The organism is Methanococcoides methylutens (genome assembly GCF_000765475.1).
Classification (GTDB): Archaea; Halobacteriota; Methanosarcinia; order Methanosarcinales; family Methanosarcinaceae; genus Methanococcoides; species Methanococcoides methylutens.
On the sequence record NZ_JRHO01000010.1, the window covers coordinates 36,563 to 58,142 of the forward strand.

Annotated in this window: 20 protein-coding genes and 1 pseudogene; 8 read left to right on the top strand and 13 right to left on the bottom strand. The window is 44.1% G+C overall.

All coding sequences use genetic code 11. The annotated features are described in order from the left end of the window. Positions 1–45 precede the first annotated feature (45 nt). Complete coding sequence (locus tag LI82_RS05220) at positions 46–2,031, top strand: DUF460 domain-containing protein (protein WP_048193916.1); 1,986 nt, start codon at positions 46–48, stop codon at positions 2,029–2,031. 53 nt (positions 2,032–2,084) lie between these two features. Here LI82_RS05220 and LI82_RS05225 read toward each other — a convergent pair whose 3' ends face one another. Beyond that, entirely contained in the window at positions 2,085–2,630 is a 546-nt protein-coding gene (locus LI82_RS05225; RefSeq protein ID WP_048194184.1) for a ferredoxin domain-containing protein, read from the bottom strand. 89 nt (positions 2,631–2,719) lie between these two features. Between LI82_RS05225 and mobA the strand changes: the two genes are divergently transcribed. The 4 genes from mobA to LI82_RS12420 all read left to right on the top strand — a co-directional run bounded on the left by mobA (position 2,720) and on the right by LI82_RS12420 (position 8,016). After that, positions 2,720–3,325, top strand: coding sequence for a molybdenum cofactor guanylyltransferase (mobA, locus tag LI82_RS05230; RefSeq protein WP_048193917.1), 606 nt, complete (start codon positions 2,720–2,722; stop codon positions 3,323–3,325). Positions 3,326–3,488: 163 nt separating this feature from the next. Continuing rightward, positions 3,489–3,644: a hypothetical protein gene (locus LI82_RS13060; RefSeq protein WP_160174948.1), complete on the top strand. Its 156-nt coding sequence runs from the start codon at positions 3,489–3,491 to the stop codon at positions 3,642–3,644. A gap of 283 nt (positions 3,645–3,927) precedes the next feature. Further along, positions 3,928–4,752, top strand: coding sequence for a CbbQ/NirQ/NorQ/GpvN family protein (locus LI82_RS05235; RefSeq protein ID WP_048193918.1), 825 nt, complete (start codon positions 3,928–3,930; stop codon positions 4,750–4,752). Between the two features lie 6 nt (positions 4,753–4,758). After that, positions 4,759–8,016: a nitric oxide reductase activation protein NorD gene (locus LI82_RS12420; protein WP_052402743.1), complete on the top strand. Its 3,258-nt coding sequence runs from the start codon at positions 4,759–4,761 to the stop codon at positions 8,014–8,016. A 156-nt stretch (positions 8,017–8,172) separates the two neighbouring features. Here LI82_RS12420 and LI82_RS05245 read toward each other — a convergent pair whose 3' ends face one another. The 12 genes and pseudogenes from LI82_RS05245 to LI82_RS05295 form a co-directional block, all read right to left on the bottom strand. Continuing rightward, positions 8,173–9,408 (bottom strand): MBL fold metallo-hydrolase, encoded by a 1,236-nt coding sequence (locus tag LI82_RS05245; RefSeq protein WP_048193919.1) that lies wholly within the window; start codon positions 9,406–9,408, stop codon positions 8,173–8,175. Between the two features lie 22 nt (positions 9,409–9,430). Further along, complete coding sequence (locus LI82_RS05250; RefSeq protein WP_048193920.1) at positions 9,431–11,653, bottom strand: DNA topoisomerase I; 2,223 nt, start codon at positions 11,651–11,653, stop codon at positions 9,431–9,433. A gap of 267 nt (positions 11,654–11,920) precedes the next feature. Further along, positions 11,921–12,688, bottom strand: coding sequence for a succinate dehydrogenase/fumarate reductase iron-sulfur subunit (locus LI82_RS05255; RefSeq protein WP_048193921.1), 768 nt, complete (start codon positions 12,686–12,688; stop codon positions 11,921–11,923). Beyond that, the gene (locus tag LI82_RS05260; RefSeq protein WP_048193922.1) at positions 12,688–14,364 is read right to left on the bottom strand and encodes an FAD-dependent oxidoreductase; all 1,677 of its coding nucleotides are present in this window, start codon (positions 14,362–14,364) and stop codon (positions 12,688–12,690) included. The genes LI82_RS05255 and LI82_RS05260 overlap by 1 nt, the downstream gene beginning before the upstream one ends. Next, entirely contained in the window at positions 14,361–14,762 is a 402-nt protein-coding gene (locus tag LI82_RS13355) for a hypothetical protein (RefSeq protein WP_330217370.1), read from the bottom strand. Before LI82_RS13355 ends, LI82_RS05260 begins: the two co-directional genes overlap by 4 nt. Next, positions 14,742–15,716, bottom strand: a pseudogene (locus tag LI82_RS05265) (lyase family protein); the annotation flags it as partial. The pseudogene LI82_RS05265 and the gene LI82_RS13355, both read right to left, overlap by 21 nt. Positions 15,717–15,823: 107 nt before the next feature. Then, the gene (locus LI82_RS05270) at positions 15,824–17,314 is read right to left on the bottom strand and encodes a glutamate synthase-related protein (protein WP_048193923.1); all 1,491 of its coding nucleotides are present in this window, start codon (positions 17,312–17,314) and stop codon (positions 15,824–15,826) included. A gap of 60 nt (positions 17,315–17,374) precedes the next feature. Further along, positions 17,375–17,536, bottom strand: coding sequence for a rubredoxin (locus LI82_RS12890; protein WP_048193924.1), 162 nt, complete (start codon positions 17,534–17,536; stop codon positions 17,375–17,377). A gap of 31 nt (positions 17,537–17,567) precedes the next feature. Continuing rightward, the gene (locus LI82_RS05280) at positions 17,568–18,005 is read right to left on the bottom strand and encodes a DsrE/DsrF/DrsH-like family protein (RefSeq protein ID WP_048193925.1); all 438 of its coding nucleotides are present in this window, start codon (positions 18,003–18,005) and stop codon (positions 17,568–17,570) included. Positions 18,006–18,020: 15 nt separating this feature from the next. Further along, complete coding sequence (locus LI82_RS05285) at positions 18,021–18,242, bottom strand: sulfurtransferase TusA family protein (RefSeq protein ID WP_048193926.1); 222 nt, start codon at positions 18,240–18,242, stop codon at positions 18,021–18,023. A gap of 99 nt (positions 18,243–18,341) precedes the next feature. Then, positions 18,342–18,797 carry a TIGR00725 family protein gene (locus LI82_RS05290; protein ID WP_048193927.1) on the bottom strand — a complete coding sequence of 152 codons (456 nt, stop codon included), beginning with the start codon at positions 18,795–18,797 and terminating at the stop codon, positions 18,342–18,344. 24 nt (positions 18,798–18,821) lie between these two features. Further along, the gene (locus LI82_RS05295; protein WP_048193928.1) at positions 18,822–19,343 is read right to left on the bottom strand and encodes a DUF367 family protein; all 522 of its coding nucleotides are present in this window, start codon (positions 19,341–19,343) and stop codon (positions 18,822–18,824) included. A 437-nt stretch (positions 19,344–19,780) separates the two neighbouring features. Here LI82_RS05295 and LI82_RS05300 point away from each other — a divergent pair, with 437 nt between their 5' ends. Genes LI82_RS05300 through LI82_RS05310 form a run of 3 tightly spaced genes read left to right on the top strand, consistent with a single transcriptional unit; the run spans position 19,781 to position 21,579 of the window. Next, entirely contained in the window at positions 19,781–20,128 is a 348-nt protein-coding gene (locus tag LI82_RS05300; protein ID WP_048193929.1) for a DUF5518 domain-containing protein, read from the top strand. A 34-nt stretch (positions 20,129–20,162) separates the two neighbouring features. Further along, positions 20,163–20,912, top strand: coding sequence for a DNA/RNA nuclease SfsA (sfsA, locus tag LI82_RS05305; RefSeq protein ID WP_236622672.1), 750 nt, complete (start codon positions 20,163–20,165; stop codon positions 20,910–20,912). Positions 20,913–20,952: 40 nt separating this feature from the next. After that, positions 20,953–21,579, top strand: coding sequence for a class I SAM-dependent methyltransferase (locus LI82_RS05310; protein WP_052402745.1), 627 nt, complete (start codon positions 20,953–20,955; stop codon positions 21,577–21,579). The last annotated feature ends 1 nt before the right edge of the window (position 21,580 follow it).

The following is a 21,580-nucleotide window of genomic DNA, read 5'->3' on the forward strand; positions in this document are numbered from 1 at the left end:
TTACATGGGGGCATCTGATCAAACTCTATGTGATGATGGTAGATTATGCAAAATCCAGATTATCAAACCAGGGTAATATTTGGCATTGATATCGCAAAAGGCTCCTCCAGGGCTCGGGAATTGCCAAGGTATGCAGTTGCTGTGCTGAAAGAGGGAGATGTAACCCACCATAAAATGGTGCGCCTTCCGCGTATATTGAAGATGATTCGCGAAGAGCATCCTGAATATATCGCAGTGGATAATATTTTTGAACTGGCTCCTGACAAGAAGGAACTTGTGCGCTTTCTTCAAAAACTTCCGGAAGGTGTCCGGCTTGTACAGGTTACAGGCGGTCTGCACAAAAAATCCCTGATACATCTTGCAAAAGAAAATGGCCTATCCTTCAATCAGTTCGATCCAAACGAGGAGGCAGAGACATGTGCGCGCCTTGCGAGCATGGGAGTTGGCTCTGAAGTTTCCCTTTTTGAAGACATCACGAAGATCAAGGTAAGTCGTGCCCGCTCCCTTGGACGTGGGGGCTGGAGTCAGAACAGGTATCGCCGTAAGGTCCATGGGGCTGTGAGGGAACGGAGCCGCGAGGTCGAGGCGATATTGAAGAAAGCTTCAAAGGAACACGGATATACCTATACAAGCAGGATATCCAGTGGGTTTGGAGGTTATGTGCGTGCTGAGTTCACAGTATATGCAAAGAGGAATCAGGTGCCCGTTGGTTCCGGTTCCACTGCGGATGCCCAGATACGTGTAAGTAGCGTGGTGCGGGATAAGATCCAGTACACTCCCCTGAAGAAACTCAAAAGACGTCCTACCATTGTGGGTATCGACCCTGGAACCACGGTAGGAATAGCTATACTCTCCTTCGATGCTGAGCTTCTGCTTCTGAAAAGTATTCGTGGTATTTCCCACGATGAAGTTGTCAAGCTTATTGCTGAATATGGGAAACCTGCGGTCATTGCTACGGATGTCACACCAACTCCGGGTTCTGTGGAGCGGATAAGGCGCAGTTTCAATGCTGTGATAAGCACGCCTTCAGCTGAGATATCCTCTGAGGAGAAGATCGCTCTTGGAAGACCTTTTGGATATTCTAATGACCATGAACGTGACTCTCTTGCCGCGGCTCTTTATGCTTACCGGAATTACAAGAACATGTTCTCGCGTGTTGAAAAGAAAGCACCTCAGCATCTGGATATGGATAAGATCAAATTGTACGTGATCCAGGGTGCTTCCATAGGTGAAGCCATCGAGAAAGTTTCCGGCCTACCGGTTCCTGAGAAGAAACCTGTGAAGGTGTTGGAAACTCCTGCTGAAGATACTGAAGAAAGGGACAGGAAAATTTCAGAGAAACTTAAGCTAAAAGATACCCAGATAAACAATCTCAGAGATTATCTCCAGGAACTCAAGAAGGAGTTGAAGGCAAAGGATAAGCGTATCTCAAAACTTGAACTTAAGCTGGAGAATATGAGGAAAGCCAACCATCTTCAGATCCGCAAGGACAAGGAGATCGAGATACGTGAACATAAGATCTCATCTCTGAAGAAAGACCTGCGCAGGGCTAAAAAGTCGCTAAAAAAGGCACATTACAACATCAAGAAGTTGAAGCAGATAAGAAAGATGGAGATCAAGGGGGAAGGGATCCCTGTAAAGATACTTCCTTCTTTTACACGTGAGGCAATTTTTGAAATAAAGGACCGTCTTGGCATTAAGAAAGGGGATGTCATCTTCCTTCAGGATGCAAGTGGTGGGAGTTCAGTGACAGCTTCAATGGTAGTTGAATTAGGTGTTCGTGCTGTGATCACTTACTCGGATATGACATATGCTGCAGAGGATGTTTTCTTCAGGGCAAATGTCCCATTGCTTAAAAATGTCAGGATACAGAGGGTTGACGATCTTGCAGTAGTGGATCCTGCTCTTCTTCAGGAAGCCCTGGGTGAGTGGGAAAAGGAAGCTGAGATAAAGCGTCAGGAAGAAAAGGAAAAGAAATTGAAGCATCTTGTGGATGAGTACAGAAGTGAGAGGCGTAGGGGTCTTGTCTGAGCTGTATGGCCTCTCCCTCTACCCCCATCTATAATTATAAGTCTCAATATTCCTTATTTCCTGTCAAAGAACAGGTTCTTGCCCTTGATGCTGAGAGGCATTCCACATGCGATGTCAGCATCCAGAAGTCCGGCTGATAAGGCTCCGGCACCTACCGAGTACATTACCCTGTTGTCAACACAGAGGTCCTTTGCTCTTGCAGCAGCGCTTCCCAGTGCAATACCCATGTCAATGTACTTGAAAGAACAGTGTGGACCTGTGAAATCAACGTTTACCTTTGATTGCTGGAACATATCCTTGCAGCTTTCAAAACCACAGGCTCCACAGTTAAGACCAACGACACTTTCGGTCTTGAAACCGATAAGTAATACTGCATCTGCATTGCGTACATTCTGTGCATCACGCTTGAAGAATGCAAATCCATCTCCCTTCTTTTCTGCCATCTCTTCCATGGATGACGCAAGGTTTTCCACATCTTCTGTTTCCAGTAATGCTGTTACAATATCGTCCTTTCCTTTTGCTTTAGGTGCTGTCCTTGCTGCAACAAGTATTGTCTTTGCAAGCATCTCAATAGTTTCAGATTCAGGATTAATTTTCATGAACATATTTATGTTATTTTCAGACTTAATTATTTCTGTGTAAAGCTATACGCATCTTTTTGTATCATCATTCTCAATTACAATTTAAGATGACAATATCAGCATTGATCCTTGCAGGCGGGCGTGGCAGACGCCTTGGAAATATGGAAAAGGCCCTTATGAAATGTGATGGGAAGTCTGTGCTGGAAAGAACCATCAATATGCTTGATGATGTAGTTGATGAAGTGCTGGTTTCTGTCAGAGATGAAAAGCAGGAAAAAGAATTCGAGTCACATGCCCGTGGCAAAAAGATGGTTCCTGACAGTTATTCTGATATAGGACCCCTGGCAGGGATACTTGAGGGTTTCAAGGCAGCAAAGGGAGAGTATATCTTTGTGACTGCATGTGACATGCCCTTTATTGACCCGAAGGTCGTTGAGTTCATGTTCCAGTGTGCAGAAGGGCATGATGCAGCAGTACCCTTGCGCTTGGATGGTTCTATGGAGCCATTGTGTGGTGTTTATCGTGTTGCACCTCTGTTGCCTTTGATCGAAAAATCGATAGGCTCAGGAAAGAGGTTCATACTTGCGCCGGTCTTTGAACTGGATGACGTTATAGGCGTTGAAATGGAGCGTATCCGTGAAGTAGATCCGCATTTAAGGACTTTTATCAACATTAACACATTTGATGATATGGATAAACTGGATGTATGCTGATATATCGTTACATTTTATATTTTTCTTTAGGATTCTAAAATTCATCGCAAACAATTTGTTTTCTATGTTTTTTTAGATACTGTTCTTCCCATAGTTCATACAAAATCTATTTATATCAGCCACTCTCATAATTATTATGAGGATGTTATATTACATCCCATAATTGCAGGCAATTAAGCCTGATACAGAGGGGAACGATTTGAGAGATTCAGAATCAGCACAAGAGGAAGAAGAATCTGGGCAGATGATGTACGAAGAAGAATGTAATGGGTTCTATTCAAGTTCAGGACAGGCGTTTATCAGAATACCGATGAAATAATTTGATTTCCAATGTTTTTTCCATCGATCTGTTGATCGATTTATTCGGTTTATCTGATATTAGGCAGAACTTATTCAGCAAAAGAAGTTTTCTTTTTAATTTCTTCTTTTTGTTTTTAACTATTTTATTTGATTGCTACTATTTTCATCTATGTTTCATCGATATTTCTGATTTTACTCTAATTTATTTTGTCTGATTTTGTTTTCGATCTACCTCTTTCATCTGCAAAACATTATCAACTTTAAACACTAAAATTATATCAGAAAGTTAAGGAGTGATCCCAATGACCAATATTATCTGTTCCCAGCAGCGTGTTGAAGAATGCGTCATTAAAGAAGAACCATACTACGTTCCTGTCGGAAATGAGGTCGAGATCTTCAGGGCTGCTTATGAAAATAAACTGCCTGTAAGTCTCAAAGGACCAACCGGTTGTGGGAAAACACGTTTTATTGAATATATGGCCTACCATCTTGGTCGTCCTCTTATTACGATCTCCTGTCATGAGGACCTGACAGCTAACGATCTTATCGGGAGGTTCCTGATAAAAGGTGAAGGAACCGAATGGAACGATGGACCCTTAACAGCTGCTTTGAAGAGCGGTGCTATCTGTTACCTTGACGAGTTCGTGGAAGCAAGGATGGATACAAGGGTCGTAATTCATCCGCTGACAGATGACAGGCGCATCATGCCCATCGAGAAAATGGGTATTGTACTTCAGGCACCACCCGAGTTCATGCTGACCATTTCATACAACCCGGGATACCAGAGCGTTCTGAAGGACCTGAAGCAGAGCACAAGGCAGAGATTTGTTTCTATTGATTTTGACTACCCGCCTGCTGAACTGGAAACCGACATAGTTGCTCATGAAAGTGGCGTGGATGAGGAAACTGCCCGGACCCTTGTGGATATTGGTCATCGCATACGTAATTTTAAGCAGCATGGCCTTGAGGAAGGAGTAAGCACCCGTCTTCTCATATATGCAGGTATGCTTATCAGTTCCGGGATAGAACCAAGGGAAGCATGCAGGGTCGCCATGGTCAAGCCGATCACAGATGATTCTGACCTCCAGAAAAGCATAGATGAGATCATATCAGCTATTATGGAGTGAAAGTAGTTGTCACAGGATGAAGGGGAGGTCGTTCATCTTAAGGATGTAATTGATATCCTGGATTCAGCAGGTCTGCTCGAGGATTTGTCAGATGTGGAAATTTCAGAAATATCGGCTGAATTTGAAAAAATACCTCTGGAAAGGCTTGTACTTTTCAGAAAACAACCATCCCGGTTTGTAGAATGGTTCGATGTCTGGAAATCTTCACTTAACAAGGATATAAGTCTTGGAAATATCTATTTTTCGGCAACATTTCCTGTGTTCCTTGAACTTGGTTCTGCCGCTTTCAGCGGATGGGTCGAAATGTTCACAGAACTTAATTCTTTGAATCCCAGTGTCGGAAAGACATTTCTGGGAAATCTCGAAACGCTTGTACCTTTGATGGATCAGGAGCTTTTAGACATCTGGTATCCGATGGTACAGGATATTGCCGGGATAAAATGGAAAGTTGCTATCGACTTTATTGAGCAGACTGTCAATGCTCTTCCTGCTCTTCCAGAACATCAGAGAAAATTACTTTTGTTTTCATTAGAAAGTTTCAGGAATATTGATCTTCAGATATTCCTTACATTCTTAACCAGTGCACCTCTTGCATTAGCTGCACTCAGTAAAAGTGAGTTCGATAAATGGTCGCATCTCGGGAAAGAACTTGCTGTTGAGAACAGCGATGTAGCCACCTCATTCCTGAAGATTACTCCAAAGTTCATTGGCATGATCGATATTGAAGATCTTGCAGAATATGTGGTAATGGGCAAAGAAATCTTTTCACACGATGAGCCTGAAGCTGCAAAAACTTTCTATGAAGCGGTTTTCAGAGGATTGGGTAAGGATCTTCGGCGGGCTGACGGGGAAGAGACAAGACATCTCATCGATATTGGTCTACAATTAACTAAAATCTGCTGGAGATGTGTTGGGAGTTTTTTTGAGACTGCACCTGAGATGCTAATTCATCTGGAAAAAGGGGAGTTCGATGAGTGGGTCTTTATTGGGGAGAGCATTTCGCAGAGTTCGACATTTTATGGCTCGGACTATTTCCACAGTTCTCTTTCTGTATTGAAGAACAGCGATCGGAAATACTATTCGACAATATTCAGTAATGCAAAGCTTCTGGCAGAAAATAACGGAATGCTTGCAGGAATATATTTCTCCATCCTGTCAGATATCCTGCTCAGTATACATCCGAAGGAGATCGAAAGATGGGTGTATACAGGGCTTGAAGTCTTTAAAATCGACAGAGAAATGGCATTCAGTTTTTTCAGGAATTCCCCGGCATTGTTAAAGGACCTCGATGTAACAGAGCTTGATGACTGGGTGAAAAAAGGCCTTTCCATTTTTGAAGAGGATCGTGGGAGTGGCAGGGCCTATTTCTCGCTGAGGTCAAAGAGTGCAACGGAGTTTGCTGAAAAACTGATGAGTGGCGTGGCACTTAAGCGCGTGTCAAGGGTCCTTAAGTATTATTCAGTGGGAATTTCAGGCATAAATTTCACAATACGTTCAAAGAGTTTCCTTTCAGGAGAGTTCAGCAGGTATCCTAATCCGATAGTTTCCGGCAGGACGATCTATTTGGAGCCTACGGTGAAAGGGTATGGAGATTTCGAGGAGAACTTCACTATCTATAAGTTGGCTGTAATGCATGAAGTGGGGCATATCCAGTTTGGAACTTCGGTCTTTGAGCTGAAGGATATTTTGTCACTGCTCGAAAAGATCGGTATAGACATTTTGGATCTTCCTGAGGATGTGGAAGTTGATCCTGCTGTTAAGTCTAACGTAGTTGCATTCGTTATCGGGAAGCTTCCAGCTCCATTCATTGCTGCTGACATAATGGGAATTATAGAAGATGCAAGGGTGGAGCACATGACGACATCCTTTTACAGGGGATTGCGACGGGAGTTCGAAAAAGTAAGAATTCAAATTTCACAGAATAGAAGTTCAGATGTATTCGGTATTGGGAAGTTCATGGAAGGCCTTTTGCTTTACTCTGTAGGTATCGAACCATCATTTGAAATTGAGAGCGATCTCCAGGAAATTTTGGATCTTTCTCATGAACTACTTGTTAATAACGTTTTCAAACCTGATTCATCCACACTTGATTCACTTGAAGCGACTATCGAAATCTATGCCGTGCTTAATGATCGGTTTGGTCCCCTCAAATTTTTGGAATATGAGTCGATAAGGAATTTTGACTATCGTGGAATGGGTGTCGGTTCTTCCTCTGCCACTCAAACTAGTGGTGAAGAATTTACGGAGCAGGTAATGGAATCTTTTATTCCTCAGTCCGTCCTTCCGGATGACGAAGAGCTCATTGAGGACAGGCCAGGCAAAGGTCCTGAATATGCAAGATCGAAGAACTGGGAAGTGCTTGGAAGTTACAGTTATGATGAATGGGATTCTCGTATGCAGGACTATAAGAACGACTGGTGTACTGTCTATGAGGTATCCCCTTCAGGAAGTGACAATGAATTCTACCTTGAGGCCAGAGAACATTATGCGCGTGAGATCACTCTGATAAACCGGATCTTCAAGATGATGAAGCCGGAATCCTTCCGCAAATTACGCAGGCAGCTGGATGGGGATGATTTTGATCTTGATGCTTTGATCGAGGCTTTTACTGACAGGAAGTGCGGTATCAACCCTACTGACCGGTTGTACATTAGAAGGGATAAGCGTGAGAGGGATGTTGCAACTCTTTTCCTTCTGGATATGAGTTCATCAACCAGAAAGAAACTGGAAAATGGCCGTAGAATACTCGATGTGGAAAAGGATTCACTTATCATTATGACCCAGGCTCTTGAGAGCATAGGAGATAAATATGCAATTGCAGCCTTTTCCGGAAATACCCGGTCAGATGTTGAATTTTATACGATAAAGGAGTTCAACGAGAACTTTTCAGAGGATGCGGAATGCAAGATAAGCGCTTTGGAACCTGCAATGAACACAAGGCTGGGTGCTGCGATCCGTCATTCCATCTCAAAGCTTAAGAATATCGATGCCAAGGTAAAGCTTCTTGTCCTGCTTTCAGATGGCAACCCTTACGATCTTGGTTTTGCTGACGGCAAATATGAAGGACAGATGGCCATTGAGGATACAAGGGTTGCAATACAGGAGGGCAATACACTTGGGATGCACTTCTTCTGTATTACCGTTGATAGTGAAGCAGGAGAGTACCTGGATACCATCTTCTCAGATGTAGGTTACACAATAATCGATAATGCGGCTTCACTACCGGAAAGGCTTCCGATGCTTTACAACAGGATAACTACCTGATCGATCAAAGCGATGCTGCGTTCTGCTAAGTGATGATACATTTATGTTAGACTGAACTTGAAGTTTGAATTAAAAAAGATAAGAAAATGAAATTGCAGAAATTAGATCCGCAACCCATTATGTATTCTTATGAAAAACCTGTGAACCCCTTGAAATTTAGATCATAACATCTTCGCCGTTGGCAGGAGCATATCCTTCTGCACCGATCTCTTCATTGACCCATGTGGCGAAATCTTCTGCGTTCTCTCCATGCATTGGGAAGACCTTCTCTCCACCTTTGTCACAGAAATCTTTCACAAGCTGCTTTAGCTCATGGTCACCGCAGTGGGCTGAGAAATCATACTGCTCGACCTTCATGCGAACCTGCTGGATAACTCCATCGTTGTCGATGATGCCGGTGTCGAGCATCATTCTTCCGTTGGTACCTTCCACCTGATAGCCTGTGAGCATGATCTTGGATTTTGCATCCTTGTAGAGCTGGTTGATATAGTAAAGAACAGGGCCACCGTTAAGCATGCCTGCAGTTGTCACGATCACGGATCCATGAAGCGAAACATTTGCTCTTTTTCTGCCTTTGACAAATGTTGCATTATCAAATGCATGTTTCAGGTGTGCCGGGTTCTTCAGATAATCAGGATGGTTCATCAGAAGTTTGTATATCCCAACTCCCATTCCGTCTACATAGCATGGGATACCATAGTCGCTGAGAAGCATGAGTATTTCCTGTGTTCTTCCAATGGCGAAAGCAGGTATAAGGACATTGCCTCCCATGTCCAGTGTGTCCTTCAGTGAGTCGATGAATTCCCTTTCAGTTTCCTTTCTGGAAGGGTGGTCCTCGTTAAAATATGTGCTTTCTGTTATGAGTGCATCTGCTTTTGGCAGTTCATCGGCTACCGGTACAAGTCTTGTATCAAGGGTGTTGAAATCACCGGTATAAACAATGCTTTTCCCATCTTTTTCAAGATATATTGCTGAGGAGCCTGGTATGTGACCTGCATTATAGAACTCTGCGGTGTAACCGTGAGTATGGAATTCTATGCCTGTGTCCACCTTCCGGGTGTTCATTGTCAGCTGCTGGAGTTCCCAACCACTATATGGTACAGCCCTTCCTTCTCTTTCTGCTATTGCAAGTGTGTCCCTTGCGAGTACATGTGCAAGATCAGCTGTTGGTGGTGTCATGAACACTTCAGGTTTCATGTCCATGAGGTTTGCAACAGCCCCACAATGGTCCAGATGGCCGTGTGAAACAAAGACAGCTTTAGGAGCTACTTGGTCTACAGGATAGAGCGGAGTCTCTCCAGGTTTGATACCGTAATCGACCAATATCTCATCGTTGACTAAGAGTGCAGAACGTCCGACTTCCTTACAACCGCCTTTGAATCCCAGTTTCATTTATATCCCTTCTTTTGTTTATTTATGCAACAGCTTCCTGCCATTTCATGATCTTGCCGACAGAAATTCCTGTGCTTTTTGAAAGTTCTATTGCGTTTATCTCACCAAGCTCATCTACAGTTGAAACGCCTGCATCTTTGAGCTTTTCAGCTGTAACCTTTCCGATACCGGGTACATCCAGTATCTTCTCAGGTCTTGGAACTTCAGGAAGCTTCTTTTTCTCTTCTTCCTGTGTCTTTTTCCATTCGATGAAATTACATTGCGGGCAACCAAGATCCCATGGTCTTTTTCCGGCATTTATGATCTTAATATGGTTGATGCCGTGTTCCTCACATGTCTTATCAGTAACAATAACCTGTCCGCTCTTTGGAAGCGGCAGGGAGAAATTACAGTCAGGATAACCGTCACAACCGATGAACCTGGAACCTCTTTTTGAGCGTCTGACTATAAGCTTTGAGCCACATTCTTTGCAGATGCCAATGACCTTGTCTTCTCGAAGACCGGCACGCAATGATTCCGATATCTTCTCCTTATTTTCTTCAAGTTCGGCAAATACATTGTCAAGCATCTTCCTTGAGTCGCTCAGGACATCCTCTTCATTGACCTTGCCTTCTGCAATACGGTCCATGTCCTCTTCCAGCTTGCTTGTCATGTCATGCTTTGTGATAGTAGGGGCATATTCCTCAAGGGCCTCTACTACTGCAAAGGATGTTTTTGTAGGCTGGAGCGGATTTCCGTGGACGTATGCTCTTGAATATAGCTTGCTGATAATGTCATGACGTGTTGCTTTTGTGCCAAGTCCAAGCTCTTCCATGAGCTTGATGAGCCTTCCCTGACCATATCTTCCGGGTGGCTGTGTCTCCTTTGACGTCATCTCTTTGCTCTTTATAGTGAGTACTTCACCTTCTTCAAGGGCAGGAAGCAGCCTGTCCTGTGGTGCATTGTATGGGTAGTACCATCTCCATCCTGCGTGAAGAAGTCTGGCACCGTTCGCTTTGAATTCCTCATCTTCAATATCGAACTTTACCTTCAGGGTCTCCCACTCGGCCTCTTCAGCAAAGGTTGCAAAGAATCTTCTGACCACAAGTTCGTAAAGCTTCCATTCCTGGTCATTGAGCTCGCTCTTCTTTGCAAGTGATGCAGGATAGATAGGAGGGTGATCGGTGGTCTCTTTCTTACCACGGGTCGGAACAAGTTTTTCCTTGGCGAGCAGTTTTTCGGCATATTCCTTGAAAGTGCCTTTCTTGAATATCTCGATCTGCTCTCTCAGATCGATAGATGCCGGATATACGGTGTTGTCAGTCCTCGGATATGAAATGAAACCGCTTGTATAGAGTGATTCTGCGATCCTCATGGCATTTGCAGCACTATACCCGATGGAACTTGCAGCGCCTATGAATTCGGTGGTATTGAAAGGAGTGGGGGGCTTGTCTGTCTTCTTTGATCTGACTACCGAAGTAACGGTTGCATTGTCACCTATGATGTCCATTACCCTTTCTGCTTCTGCTTTGTCCCAGAACTTCAGGGTCTTGTGCTGGATGTTGAAGAGTTCACCCTTATCATCCTTGAGGGTGGCAAAAATTTCCCAGTATGGTTTTGGGATGAAAGCCTGCCTTTCTTTCTCCTTGTCGACTATAAGTGCAAGGGTCGGTGATTGTACCCTTCCTACAGATAGGAATAGCTTACCCAGCCTGCCTGCTGAAATTGAAAGGTATCTTGTGAGCGATGCTCCCCATACCAGGTCGATGACCTGTCTGGAATGGCCTGCATCAGCAAGATTGAAATCAATAGCTGCAGGGTTTGCAAAAGCATCATCGATCTCTTTCTTTGTGATCGCACTGTAGAATACACGGTCAAAGTCTACTTCAGGGTTCACTTTCTTGATGATCTCAAGCGCTTCGACACCAATAAGTTCTCCTTCTCGGTCGTAGTCAGTAGCAATGGTAACGTGTGTTGCTTCTTTTCCCAGCTTTTTAAGTGCACTCACGATCTTTACATGTGTGGGTGTGGTGATGACCTCAGCATCGATGAGCTCTCTTGACTCTACTTTCTGCCAGTTGTTGTATGCTTTAGGGAAGTCCAGCTGGACGATGTGTCCACTAAGCCCCATGACAACGGTCCTGTCATCAGCATTGAACTCGTAGGTATCCATTCCGCTGACACGTACCTGCTTTGGTTTCTTCGGGGCAAGGATAGTTGCTATCCTCTTGGCCGCAATGTGTTTTTCTGCTATGATAAGATGCATCGAAAACTCCGGTATTATCGATTTATAAATATATGGAACGTCTTGCCGTTACCAGTGAAACTATAATGAGTATATCAGGTGTTGAAAATCTTTATATAATAAAAAGTTTTGTGTCACACTAATATTCTCGCATACTAGTTCCCGATCATATGTTCCTGTTGAAATGATGTAATATATTTTGTTATTTCCAATCTTGTATCTTTCTATCCATATTCTATAATAATTTTCAAAGAAAAGTACTATTTACTTACTTACTTACTTACTTACTTACTCTTCTTTTTTCTTATTTGTATTTATCCTGTTGCGAAGTTCATTTATCCCTAACGTAGGTGCCACTTTTTTGGGACAGACTGCAACACACTTGTATACAGTGTCGCAACCCCATACGCCGGATTCTGAGTTCACGATTTCAAGCCTTTCTTTTCTATTGGATTCATTTTCCCTTGGGTCAAGATCAAAACGCCATGCTTTTGCAAGAGCTGCCGGTCCGTAGTATTTCCTGTCCCTTGCTGCAACAGGGCATGACCCGTGGCATATTGCACATAGGATGCAGTTAGTATATTGTTCAAGCTTGACCTGCATTTCCTGATCTATAATGTTTTCCTTTTCAGGAATATCATTCTTCATCTCAAGCCAGGGTCTTACACTTTCCAGCAAATTATAGAATGGATTCATGTCTACTACAAGGTCACGTATGACATTCAGGTTAGGTAGTGGTTCTATCAATATTTCATTATTGTCTGTTTCAGTCTTCTTGTTAGCTATCATGACCTCCGAGTTCCCTTCATTCGTAGGTTCCTTCCTCAGTTCAGATACCTGTACCTTGCAGGCAAGCCTTGGTACCCGGTTGATGAGCATTCCACAACTTCCACAGACAGCACCTCTGCAAGAGTATCGGAAAGTAAGGCTTCCATCAAGTTTTTCCTGGACAAAGAACAATGCTTCCAGCAGATTCATTCCCTGCTTGTCCTCAACCTCAAAGAGATCATACCAGACCTTTTCACCATCCTGTCTTCTGATCTTTAGCTTGATCATCAGTAAATCCTCCTCTGTGGCTGGAAGATCGTTATACTAACATCTTTGTATTCCAGTCGTGGACCTTCCGGTGCGGGATAGGCGAGTGTGTGCTTTAACCAGTTCTTGTCGTCCCTTTCAAGGAAATCGGTCCTGTAATGTGCACCCCTGCTTTCCTCACGTACCAATGCTCCTAATGCGATGACATGTGCCAGGTCCAGCATACCCTTAAGCTCGATGGCATTGAGCAGTTCCAGGTTGAATTCCTTTGCTTCTGTTCTGACTTTCAGTGACTTTGCTCTCTCTTCCAGATCTTTGATATCCCTGACCGCCTGCTCGAGTTTGTCGTGTTCCCTGAAAACACCTACGTTCTCCTGCATGGTCTGTTTCAGTTCCTGACTGATGCTGGAATAGCTTTCTCCATCTTTCCCCATCATTTGAGAAATTGCAGTTCTCTCACTATCAAGTGCCTTTGTCAGGGGAGCATCGGTCGCTTCTTCAAGTGATGCAATATAATCTGCTGCATGTACTCCTGCCCTTCTTCCAAAGACCACGGTGTCAAGGAGTGAATTTCCTCCCAGTCGGTTTGCACCATGAACACTTATACAGGCACATTCCCCAACTGCATAGAGTCCTTTTGCAGGGGTTGCACCGTCCTTGTTTGAGGTGATGCCACCCATAGAGTAATGCTGCCCGGGCTGTACGGGAATAGGTTCCTCGACCGGGTCAATGCCTATAAAATCGATACAGATCTGCCTTATTCCTGCCAGTCTTTCTTCGATAAGGTCCTTTCCAAGGTGTGTGATGTCCAGATGGACATAACCTCCGGGGAATCCCCTTCCCTCGTCGATCTCCTGCTGGATAGACCTTGCAACAATATCTCTGGGTGCCAGTTCCATTGATGAGGCTGCGTAGCCTTTCATGAACCTTTCATGGTCCTTGTTGTAGAGGTATCCGCCTTCACCCCTTGCACCTTCGGTGATCAGTATATTAGTGCCCCATAATGTTGTGGGGTGGAACTGTACGAATTCCATGTCCTGGAGTGGTACTCCTGCACGATAAGCAAGACTTATCCCGAAACCTTTGTTGATAATGGCATTGGTGGATTTCGCGTAGATTCTCCCATAACCTCCGGTGGCAAGTACTGTAGCCTTTGTCTTGAAAACCTCAAGTTTGGAGTTTAGCATGTTCATAGCTACAAAACCCAGACACCTGTCATCCTCTATGACAACTTTTGTTACAAGCCATTCCCTGTAGACCTTGATACCAGCACGTAATATCCTTTCATGAAGTGTATGAAGAAGGTTGTGTCCGGTCCTGTCCCCTGCATAGCAGGTCCTGGGAAATCCTGCACCACCAAAAGGACGCTGTGCTATGGTCCCATCATCCTTCCTTGAGAAATTGGTTCCCCAGTGTTCCATTTCAAGAACCCTGTCAGGAGCTTCCTTACATAGTATTTCAACAGTGTCCTGGTCAGCAAGGTAATCGCTTCCCTTAACAGTATCAAATGCATGCGATTCCCAGCTGTCATTGGAGCCAAGGGATGCATTGATCCCTCCTTGTGCAGCTCCGGAGTGGCTTCGTATCGGAGGAACTTTTGAGATGATGGCTACGTCCACTCCCTTTTCATGAAGTTCAATAGCACATCTGAGACCTGAAAGGCCGCCTCCTATCATTATCACATCATGTGTGATCATTTACCCACTCCTGTCATGGTGATGGGATCAAGAAGTTTCTCTACGTCTTTCTCACCCATTATGTTCATCTCCTTCACTACCTCGATTATGCTTCTGTTCTCCCTGTGTGCAGTGTGTGCGATCTCTGCAGCCTTCTCATAACCTATGCTTGTTCCCAGTATGGTGACAAGAGCAAGGCTCTGCTTTGATAGTTCCTCACATCGTTCCCTGTTCACAGTGATTCCCCGAAGGCACCTTTCTGTAAAGGAGATCGATGCACCTGTGAGGATCTCTATCGAGCTAAGAAGATCATAGGCAAGTACAGGGGTGAATACGTTGAGTTCGAACTGACCTCCCTGTGCAGCCATTGTTATTGTTGTATCATTCCCGATGATCTGGAAACATGCCATGTTCAGCATTTCGGCCATCACGGGGTTCACTTTCCCGGGCATGATGGAAGAACCGGGTTGTACTGCCGGAAGGTTGATCTCTCCGATACCTGTTCTTGGACCGCTTGAAAGAAGACGCAGGTCGTTTGCGATCTTGATAAGTGTTACAGCAATGCTTCGAAGTGCTCCCGACGCTCCAAGGATGGCCTCTGCAGACTGCGTGGCCTCAAATGCATTTTGAGCCAGCCTAAAATCCTGGCCTGTGATATGTTCCATCTCTTTTATTGCCAGTTGTCCGAAATCTTCCGGTGTGTTCAGTCCGGTACCAACAGCAGTGCCTCCCATGTTCAGCTCCTAAAGGCTATCAATGGCAACTTCAAGCCGTTTGATCCCAAGTTCAAGCATATGTGCATACCCGGAGAATTCCTGGCCGAGTGTGACCGGCACTGCATCCTGCAGATGTGTTCTTCCGGGCTTGACGATCTCCATGAACTCAGCTGACCTTTCAGCAAATACTGTCAGCATTTCCACAAGTGCAGGCATGAGCTCTGAATTAATGGTCTCCACAGCAGCAATGTGAATAGCAGTATGTGTAGTATCATTTGAAGACTGGGACATGTTCACATGGTCGTTTGGGTGTATTATGTCATAATGTCCCTTTTCAACTCCAAGGATCTCAAGTGCCCTGTTGGCAATGACCTCGTTTGCGTTCATGTTCTGTGATGTCCCTGCACCTGACTGGAACGCATCTACCACGAACTGGTCATCGAACTTACCTTCTCTCACCTCGGATGCAGCTCTGATTATGGCTTCTCCCTTTGTGATATCAAGCTTTCCGGCTTCCATATTCGCACGTGCTGATGCCATCTTTATTGCAGCCTGTGCTTTTACAAAAGAAGGGGGCAGCCTCTGGCGGCTGACCTTGAAATTATGAACTGCCCTTGTTGTCTGAGGGCCATAATAGGCGTCCTCAGGCACTTCCACTTCCCCAAGTGTGTCTTTCTCTAAACGGATATAACCCCCCCGGTTATTTATGCTTTTATTTTATAGACCTGCTTTACGATCTTATTTTCTATGATATGCATCAGATCTCAGACATGTTCGATCTCGGTATGGTCTGAAATTTCGGAATTTGTAGTGCAAAGGTCATTGATGCTTAATTTGTGAACATCATCATTTCCTGTGAGCCTTGCGAAATTTTCAAGTTCTTCGGTGGATACTCTAAGGAAGTTCTCAAGTTTCTTTGCAGAAATATCGATCTTAAGTCTGGAACGAAGTTCAGGATCCTGTGTTGTGACGCCGACCGGACATTTTCCGGTATCACATTGCCTGTATTGCTGGCAGGCACACGCCATGAGCGCTGCTGTGCCTATGGCAATTGCATCTGCACCAAGTGCAAGTGCTTTTGCAAGATCGGAAGATACACGCAGGCCACCTGTGATTATAAGGGAAATATCCTTTATGCCTTTCTCATCAAGGAATTTCCTCGCACGGTAAAGTGCAAATATTGTGGGTATCGATGTTGCATTCTTTACAAATTTGAGTGCAGCAGCAGTTGCTCCTGGTCTGCCATCGATGGTAATGAAATCGGGCTTTGCATAAACAGCAATTTCAAGGTCAGCTTCGATATTACCTGCTGCCATCTTGATACCGATAGGTTTGCCTCCTGAGGTCTCTCTGAGCCAGTCGACCTTTGCTTTCAGGTCCTCCTTGCTTCGGATATCGTCAAAATGAGCAGGACTTACGATGTCTGTGCTTTCCGGAAATCCCCTGATCTCCGCCAACTCATGTGTTACCTTCTCAGCAGGCAGGTGTCCACCCATGCCAGGTTTAGCAGACTGTCCGATCTTGATCTCGATGGCATCCACCTTCTTGAGATTATCTTCGGTGACACTGTATCTGTTCGGCACATATTCAAAAATATACTTGTGGGCTTTCTCCATGCTCTCCTTGAGGATGCCGCCTTCCCCTGAACACATTGCGGTCTTTACAGCAGCACTTCCCATTGCAAGGGCCTGTTTAATTTCACTGGATAATGCGCCATATGACATATGGGTAATGAACACGGGAGTTTCAATAACAAGTGGGTGCTTTGCTTTTGGTCCAATGACGGTGTTAGTGTTGACAGCTTCATCCTCGTTAAGAGGTATCTTTGCAAGCTGTGCTCCTTTGATAAGGATGTCATTCCATGAAAGCACATCTTGCTTTGTCTTCATCGGTTCAAGTATGGATTCACCACTAACAGAGATCTTGTGGATGTCTTCCATGTAGGTTTCAGTAGTATCTGAGGTTCTTCTCCATTCTCCAAGATAACCACTGATGTCTATTTTTCCAAATTCTGATACTGTGATCTTACTCTTTGTACCACATTTGGGACAGGTAACTATCTCTTCTGAAGTGATCTCCTCGATCTCTTCTTTTTCAACAGGCATCTGGTGGTTCTTGTCAGCACCACATATCGGACAGCGCCAGTCTTCAGGGAAATCTTCCGGCTTTGTTCCGGGTTTTATGTCGGTGTTCGAGTCTCCCCTTGTATCATCATACTCAAAAGCGCCACAGACGTTGCATCGATATTCGGTCATCCTGCAAGCACACCCCTTTGCTGTGTTAAAAAATATAAAATTTAATAATATCTAAAAATATCAAACTGGCAGCAGGTGACTTTTATCTGCACCACATATAGGGCATTTCCAGTCATCAGGGAAATCTTCCGGCTTTGTTCCCGGTTCGATGCCCATTTCAGCATTTCCTTCTGCGTCATCGTATTCAAAAACGTTACAGACATTACATCGATAGCCTGTCATTTCAATTCACACTCCCTCTGTTAAATTTTGTTTAAATGAACAGTGTTATTTTCGCATCCCTTGCTTCATTGACATAGGTGCCCACTGCACCGTATTCATCGATCCATTCGGTGCGAAGCTCTTCAGCCTTGACTCCCATAATTTCCATGGTCATCTCACAGGCAAGTATTTTCCCGCCCAGTTCCTTGTAGTCGTTCATGAGCTTTTCAAGAGAAGCTACGTTTGCTGCTTTCATGCGTTTGTTTATCATCCATTTTCCAAGTCCCAGCATATGCATCTTTGAAAGGGGTCCCTTTTCAAGTCCACCTTTTTTAAGTCTCTGAAGTCCCCAGAAAGTGAAGTACATGGAAACATCCATTCCCATTGCAAGTGCCCCATTGCCAACTATAAGGGCGCTGTATATTTTGTCCAGATCCCCACTATGGACAATAATGACAGCCTTATCGGTAGTCTCTGCAGTATCGGTCATAGTAACCCCCAAACGTTACCTGCGTATCTTTATCTTCCATTCCTCATCTTTTTCTTCAACACCAATGATCTCAAGCCCAAGTGCTTTGCATGCCATTGGTATTTCCTTTTTTGATGCGGGATGCGTTCCGAGAATTGTGACCTCATCTCCTTCGGATGCCTTCTTCAAAGCTTTGCGGCATTCTACAAGAGGTACAGGGCATGTTTCCCCTCTGGTATCAATTTCAATATCTGTCATATTTGATTTCCCCCATAAATTTGTGTAGATCATAAATTGTGATGTAGCACCACAATTTAGTCCCTAATAAGCTATCTTTATTATACTATTAAAGTATTGTTACCTTGTCAAAAATAGCCCCAATACGATCTTAACAGCATCCTCCGGGCTTGCTGCGATCCATGCTCCTTCTACGTCCCATTTTGATTCCAGTGTTACGACCGGCTTCCCCATCTTTAGAGAAAGCGCTATCTCTGAAAGTGTGCCGTATTCTCCATCTACAGCTATCAGTGCATCACATGATTGTGCAATGATCGCATTTCTTGCATGTCCCATTGCAGTAACGATCACAAGATCAATATACGCGTTCGCATCCTCTTTCTTGTTTCCCGGAAGTATGCCTATGGTCTGCCCGCCTTCTGCTTTACATCCCATTGCTGCAGCTTCCATCACACCACCCAGGCCTCCGCAAATGAGTATTGCGTCGTTCTTTGCGATTTCAGCACCGACGGTTTCGGCCAACTTTGCTACTCTCTTATCGCATGAACCTGCGCCAATGACTCCGATCTGTATCAATGTATCAAATTCCTTTTTTGCCGGTCAGATGTATTCGCCCTGGATTCTGATGATATCCTTGCTGTCCTTTGCTTTGGAATAGTCTTCAAGTGGCTCTCTATTAACCTCAAGGAAACTATGTCCCCAGTTGAACTTTGAAAGGATCTCCTCTGCCTGTTCTTTATTACCAAGTATGTATAGGGCAGCTGCAAATGCTTCAACGGAATTGAGTTTGAAAGGCCGCCCGAAGTTCACAGGATTGGCAGCTACAAGATAAGGAAGTGCACGGTGTTTAAGCTGCAATCTTAAAAGTTGTGGGAATACTTCCTCAACGGTTTCCCAGGAGCAATCAAGTACAGTTATGTTCTGCTCGTTGCTGTCTGCCGGGGAAAGTGCCTGTTCTGCCATTGGGTCGAGTAGAATGGATCCGCGTGGGATCTTCTGGACCTTGTCGAAAAGGCGTGCAAGGTCAAATCGTGCCATCTTTTTGCCGGTGCATTTTTTCGGATCGCACTGACGGGCGTGATAAATATGAAGGTGGTACTTTTTCTCTTTCTGTTTATCCATGAAGCCTTAATTGTTGTTTTTAAGGTTATACTTTTTGGATTCCAGTTCGATCTCAAAATTTTAAATGGATTAAAAAGTTCATAATAGTGAAATTGATCGGATTAAATACAATTTCGGATAGGTCTGAACAAAATACTGTATATACAAGAATAGGTATGAATCCTGACACTGAGGAACCCCAGCATCAGGTTCAAATTGGTGGTAGTATTCGTTTTTCCTCAAAGACATTCTCAAATAGGATTTAATAGTGTCTTTCAGTATTCGCTAATTATCATTATACTATTTAAATGTTAACGGCGTAAACATTCTATGGAAAGTTATTTTAATATGCTAAAAAAAACGATCTAAACTTATAAACATGCATTTTCTGTTCAATAGATAACTACATAAAATGTTCAGCTGTTATATTGAAATATATAGTAACAGGATACGTTCTTATGAATATTATAAAAGGAGCAATTATTGGACTGATATGTACAGTCATTCTCTATATGGTACCGCTGGTGAATGCACTTTCTCCTTTCTTTGGAGGTCTTATCGGTGGATATGTTGCTTCCGAAGGTGCTTTCGGTGGCTTCAAAGTGGGTGTTTTGATGTCTTTACTGGCAGCTATTCCCGGATTCATGCTTTCAGGTGTTCTGGCACTTCTGCTTGCAGATATTCCGGTGTTGGGTGCTATTCTGGCAGGATCAGGTCTTTTTATTACATTCGTAATTGTCATCTACACTGCGATATTCGGAATCATCGGTGCTGTTGTAGGTGGAGTTGTAGCGGATAATAATTGATCTTCCCTTTTCTTTTTTTAATACAGGAAACCAAATGATGCCTGAAAAAGAAGTGGTAATAGAGATCCCATGGGATGCCGAAGCAAAATTAATGTCAAGACCTAACAGGTTCCTGGGAATTGTGGATATCAGATCAATTTCCGGATCTCCTGCTGATGTGCAGGAAGAGAAGGTGCACATTCATGATCCTGGAAGACTTGAGGACCTTCTCTATGCAGGCAATGACCTGCTTCTGAAAAAAGCTGCCAATACTAACCGGAAGACCGGCTGGGATGTCATTGCCGCTAAAGCTGATGATGGCTGGATCCTGATCAATTCAGCATTCCATCGCAAGATCGCGGAATGGGCTATAAGGAATGAGGTATCTCCTTTCCTTGAAGGGCTGGATTCAGTTGCAGCTGAGCAGAAGTTCGGGGATAGCCGGCTGGACTTTCTTCTGGGAAAAGGGAATAAGAAGATATGGGTGGAAGTAAAAGGTTGCACTCTTATTAATGACAGGAAAGCAATATTTCCCGATGCACCGACCTCCAGGGGAAGAAGGCATATTGAAGAACTGATAAAGGCGGTCAGTGGTGGTGATGAAGCACTTCTAATCGTACTGATATTCAGGCCTAATGCACAATGCTTCGCCCCGAATGAAGTTATTGATCCTGACCTTGCAGCTGCTTTCAGGGATGCGATTGATGCGGGCGTTAATGTATGCCCCCTGGTATTCAATTATGAGGGCCGGGAAATTATCTACAGGGGCAATATACCTCTGTGTGATGGATGGAAATTACTTTGAATTATTGCTTATGCCGATTGTTTATAAGGAGTTGATGTGATTGAATATCGAGGACGTTGTGAGGATTCATGCAAATCCTTCAGGTGAAGATGGGAAAAAAGTTGGTCTTGAGATGAACGAGCACCATTATGAACTATGGAAATGGGGCATTGGCCATATTTCCATTGAACCGGATTCATGGATACTTGATGTTGGCTGTGGTGGAGGGCGTGCTGTGAGTATCCTTGCGGATCTTTTTGAGGCTGGTAAAGTTTATGGTGTCGACCATTCCAGTGAGATGGTAGAGCTTGCCACCGAACTGAACAAGAATGCGGTTGATAGTGAACATGTCACCATAATACATTCCTCTGTTTCAGAGTTGCCGCTTTCGGATGACATGTTCGATATTGTCACAGCTTTTGAGACATGCTATTTCTGGCCGGATATCCTGGAGGACCTCAAAGAGGTAAGGCGTGTGCTCAAAGATGGTGGTATACTTCTGATAGTCAATGAGATGTACGAGCATAGCAACTTTGAGGAAAGGAACACACCTTTCACTGAAGTAGTTGGCATGAACATATTCTCACCTCAAGATTACAGGGTTATGCTTGAAAGTGCCGGTTTTTCTTCCGTTGAGGTCGATGAAGTTCCGGAAAACAACTGGATAACTGTTATTGCAAAGAAATGAA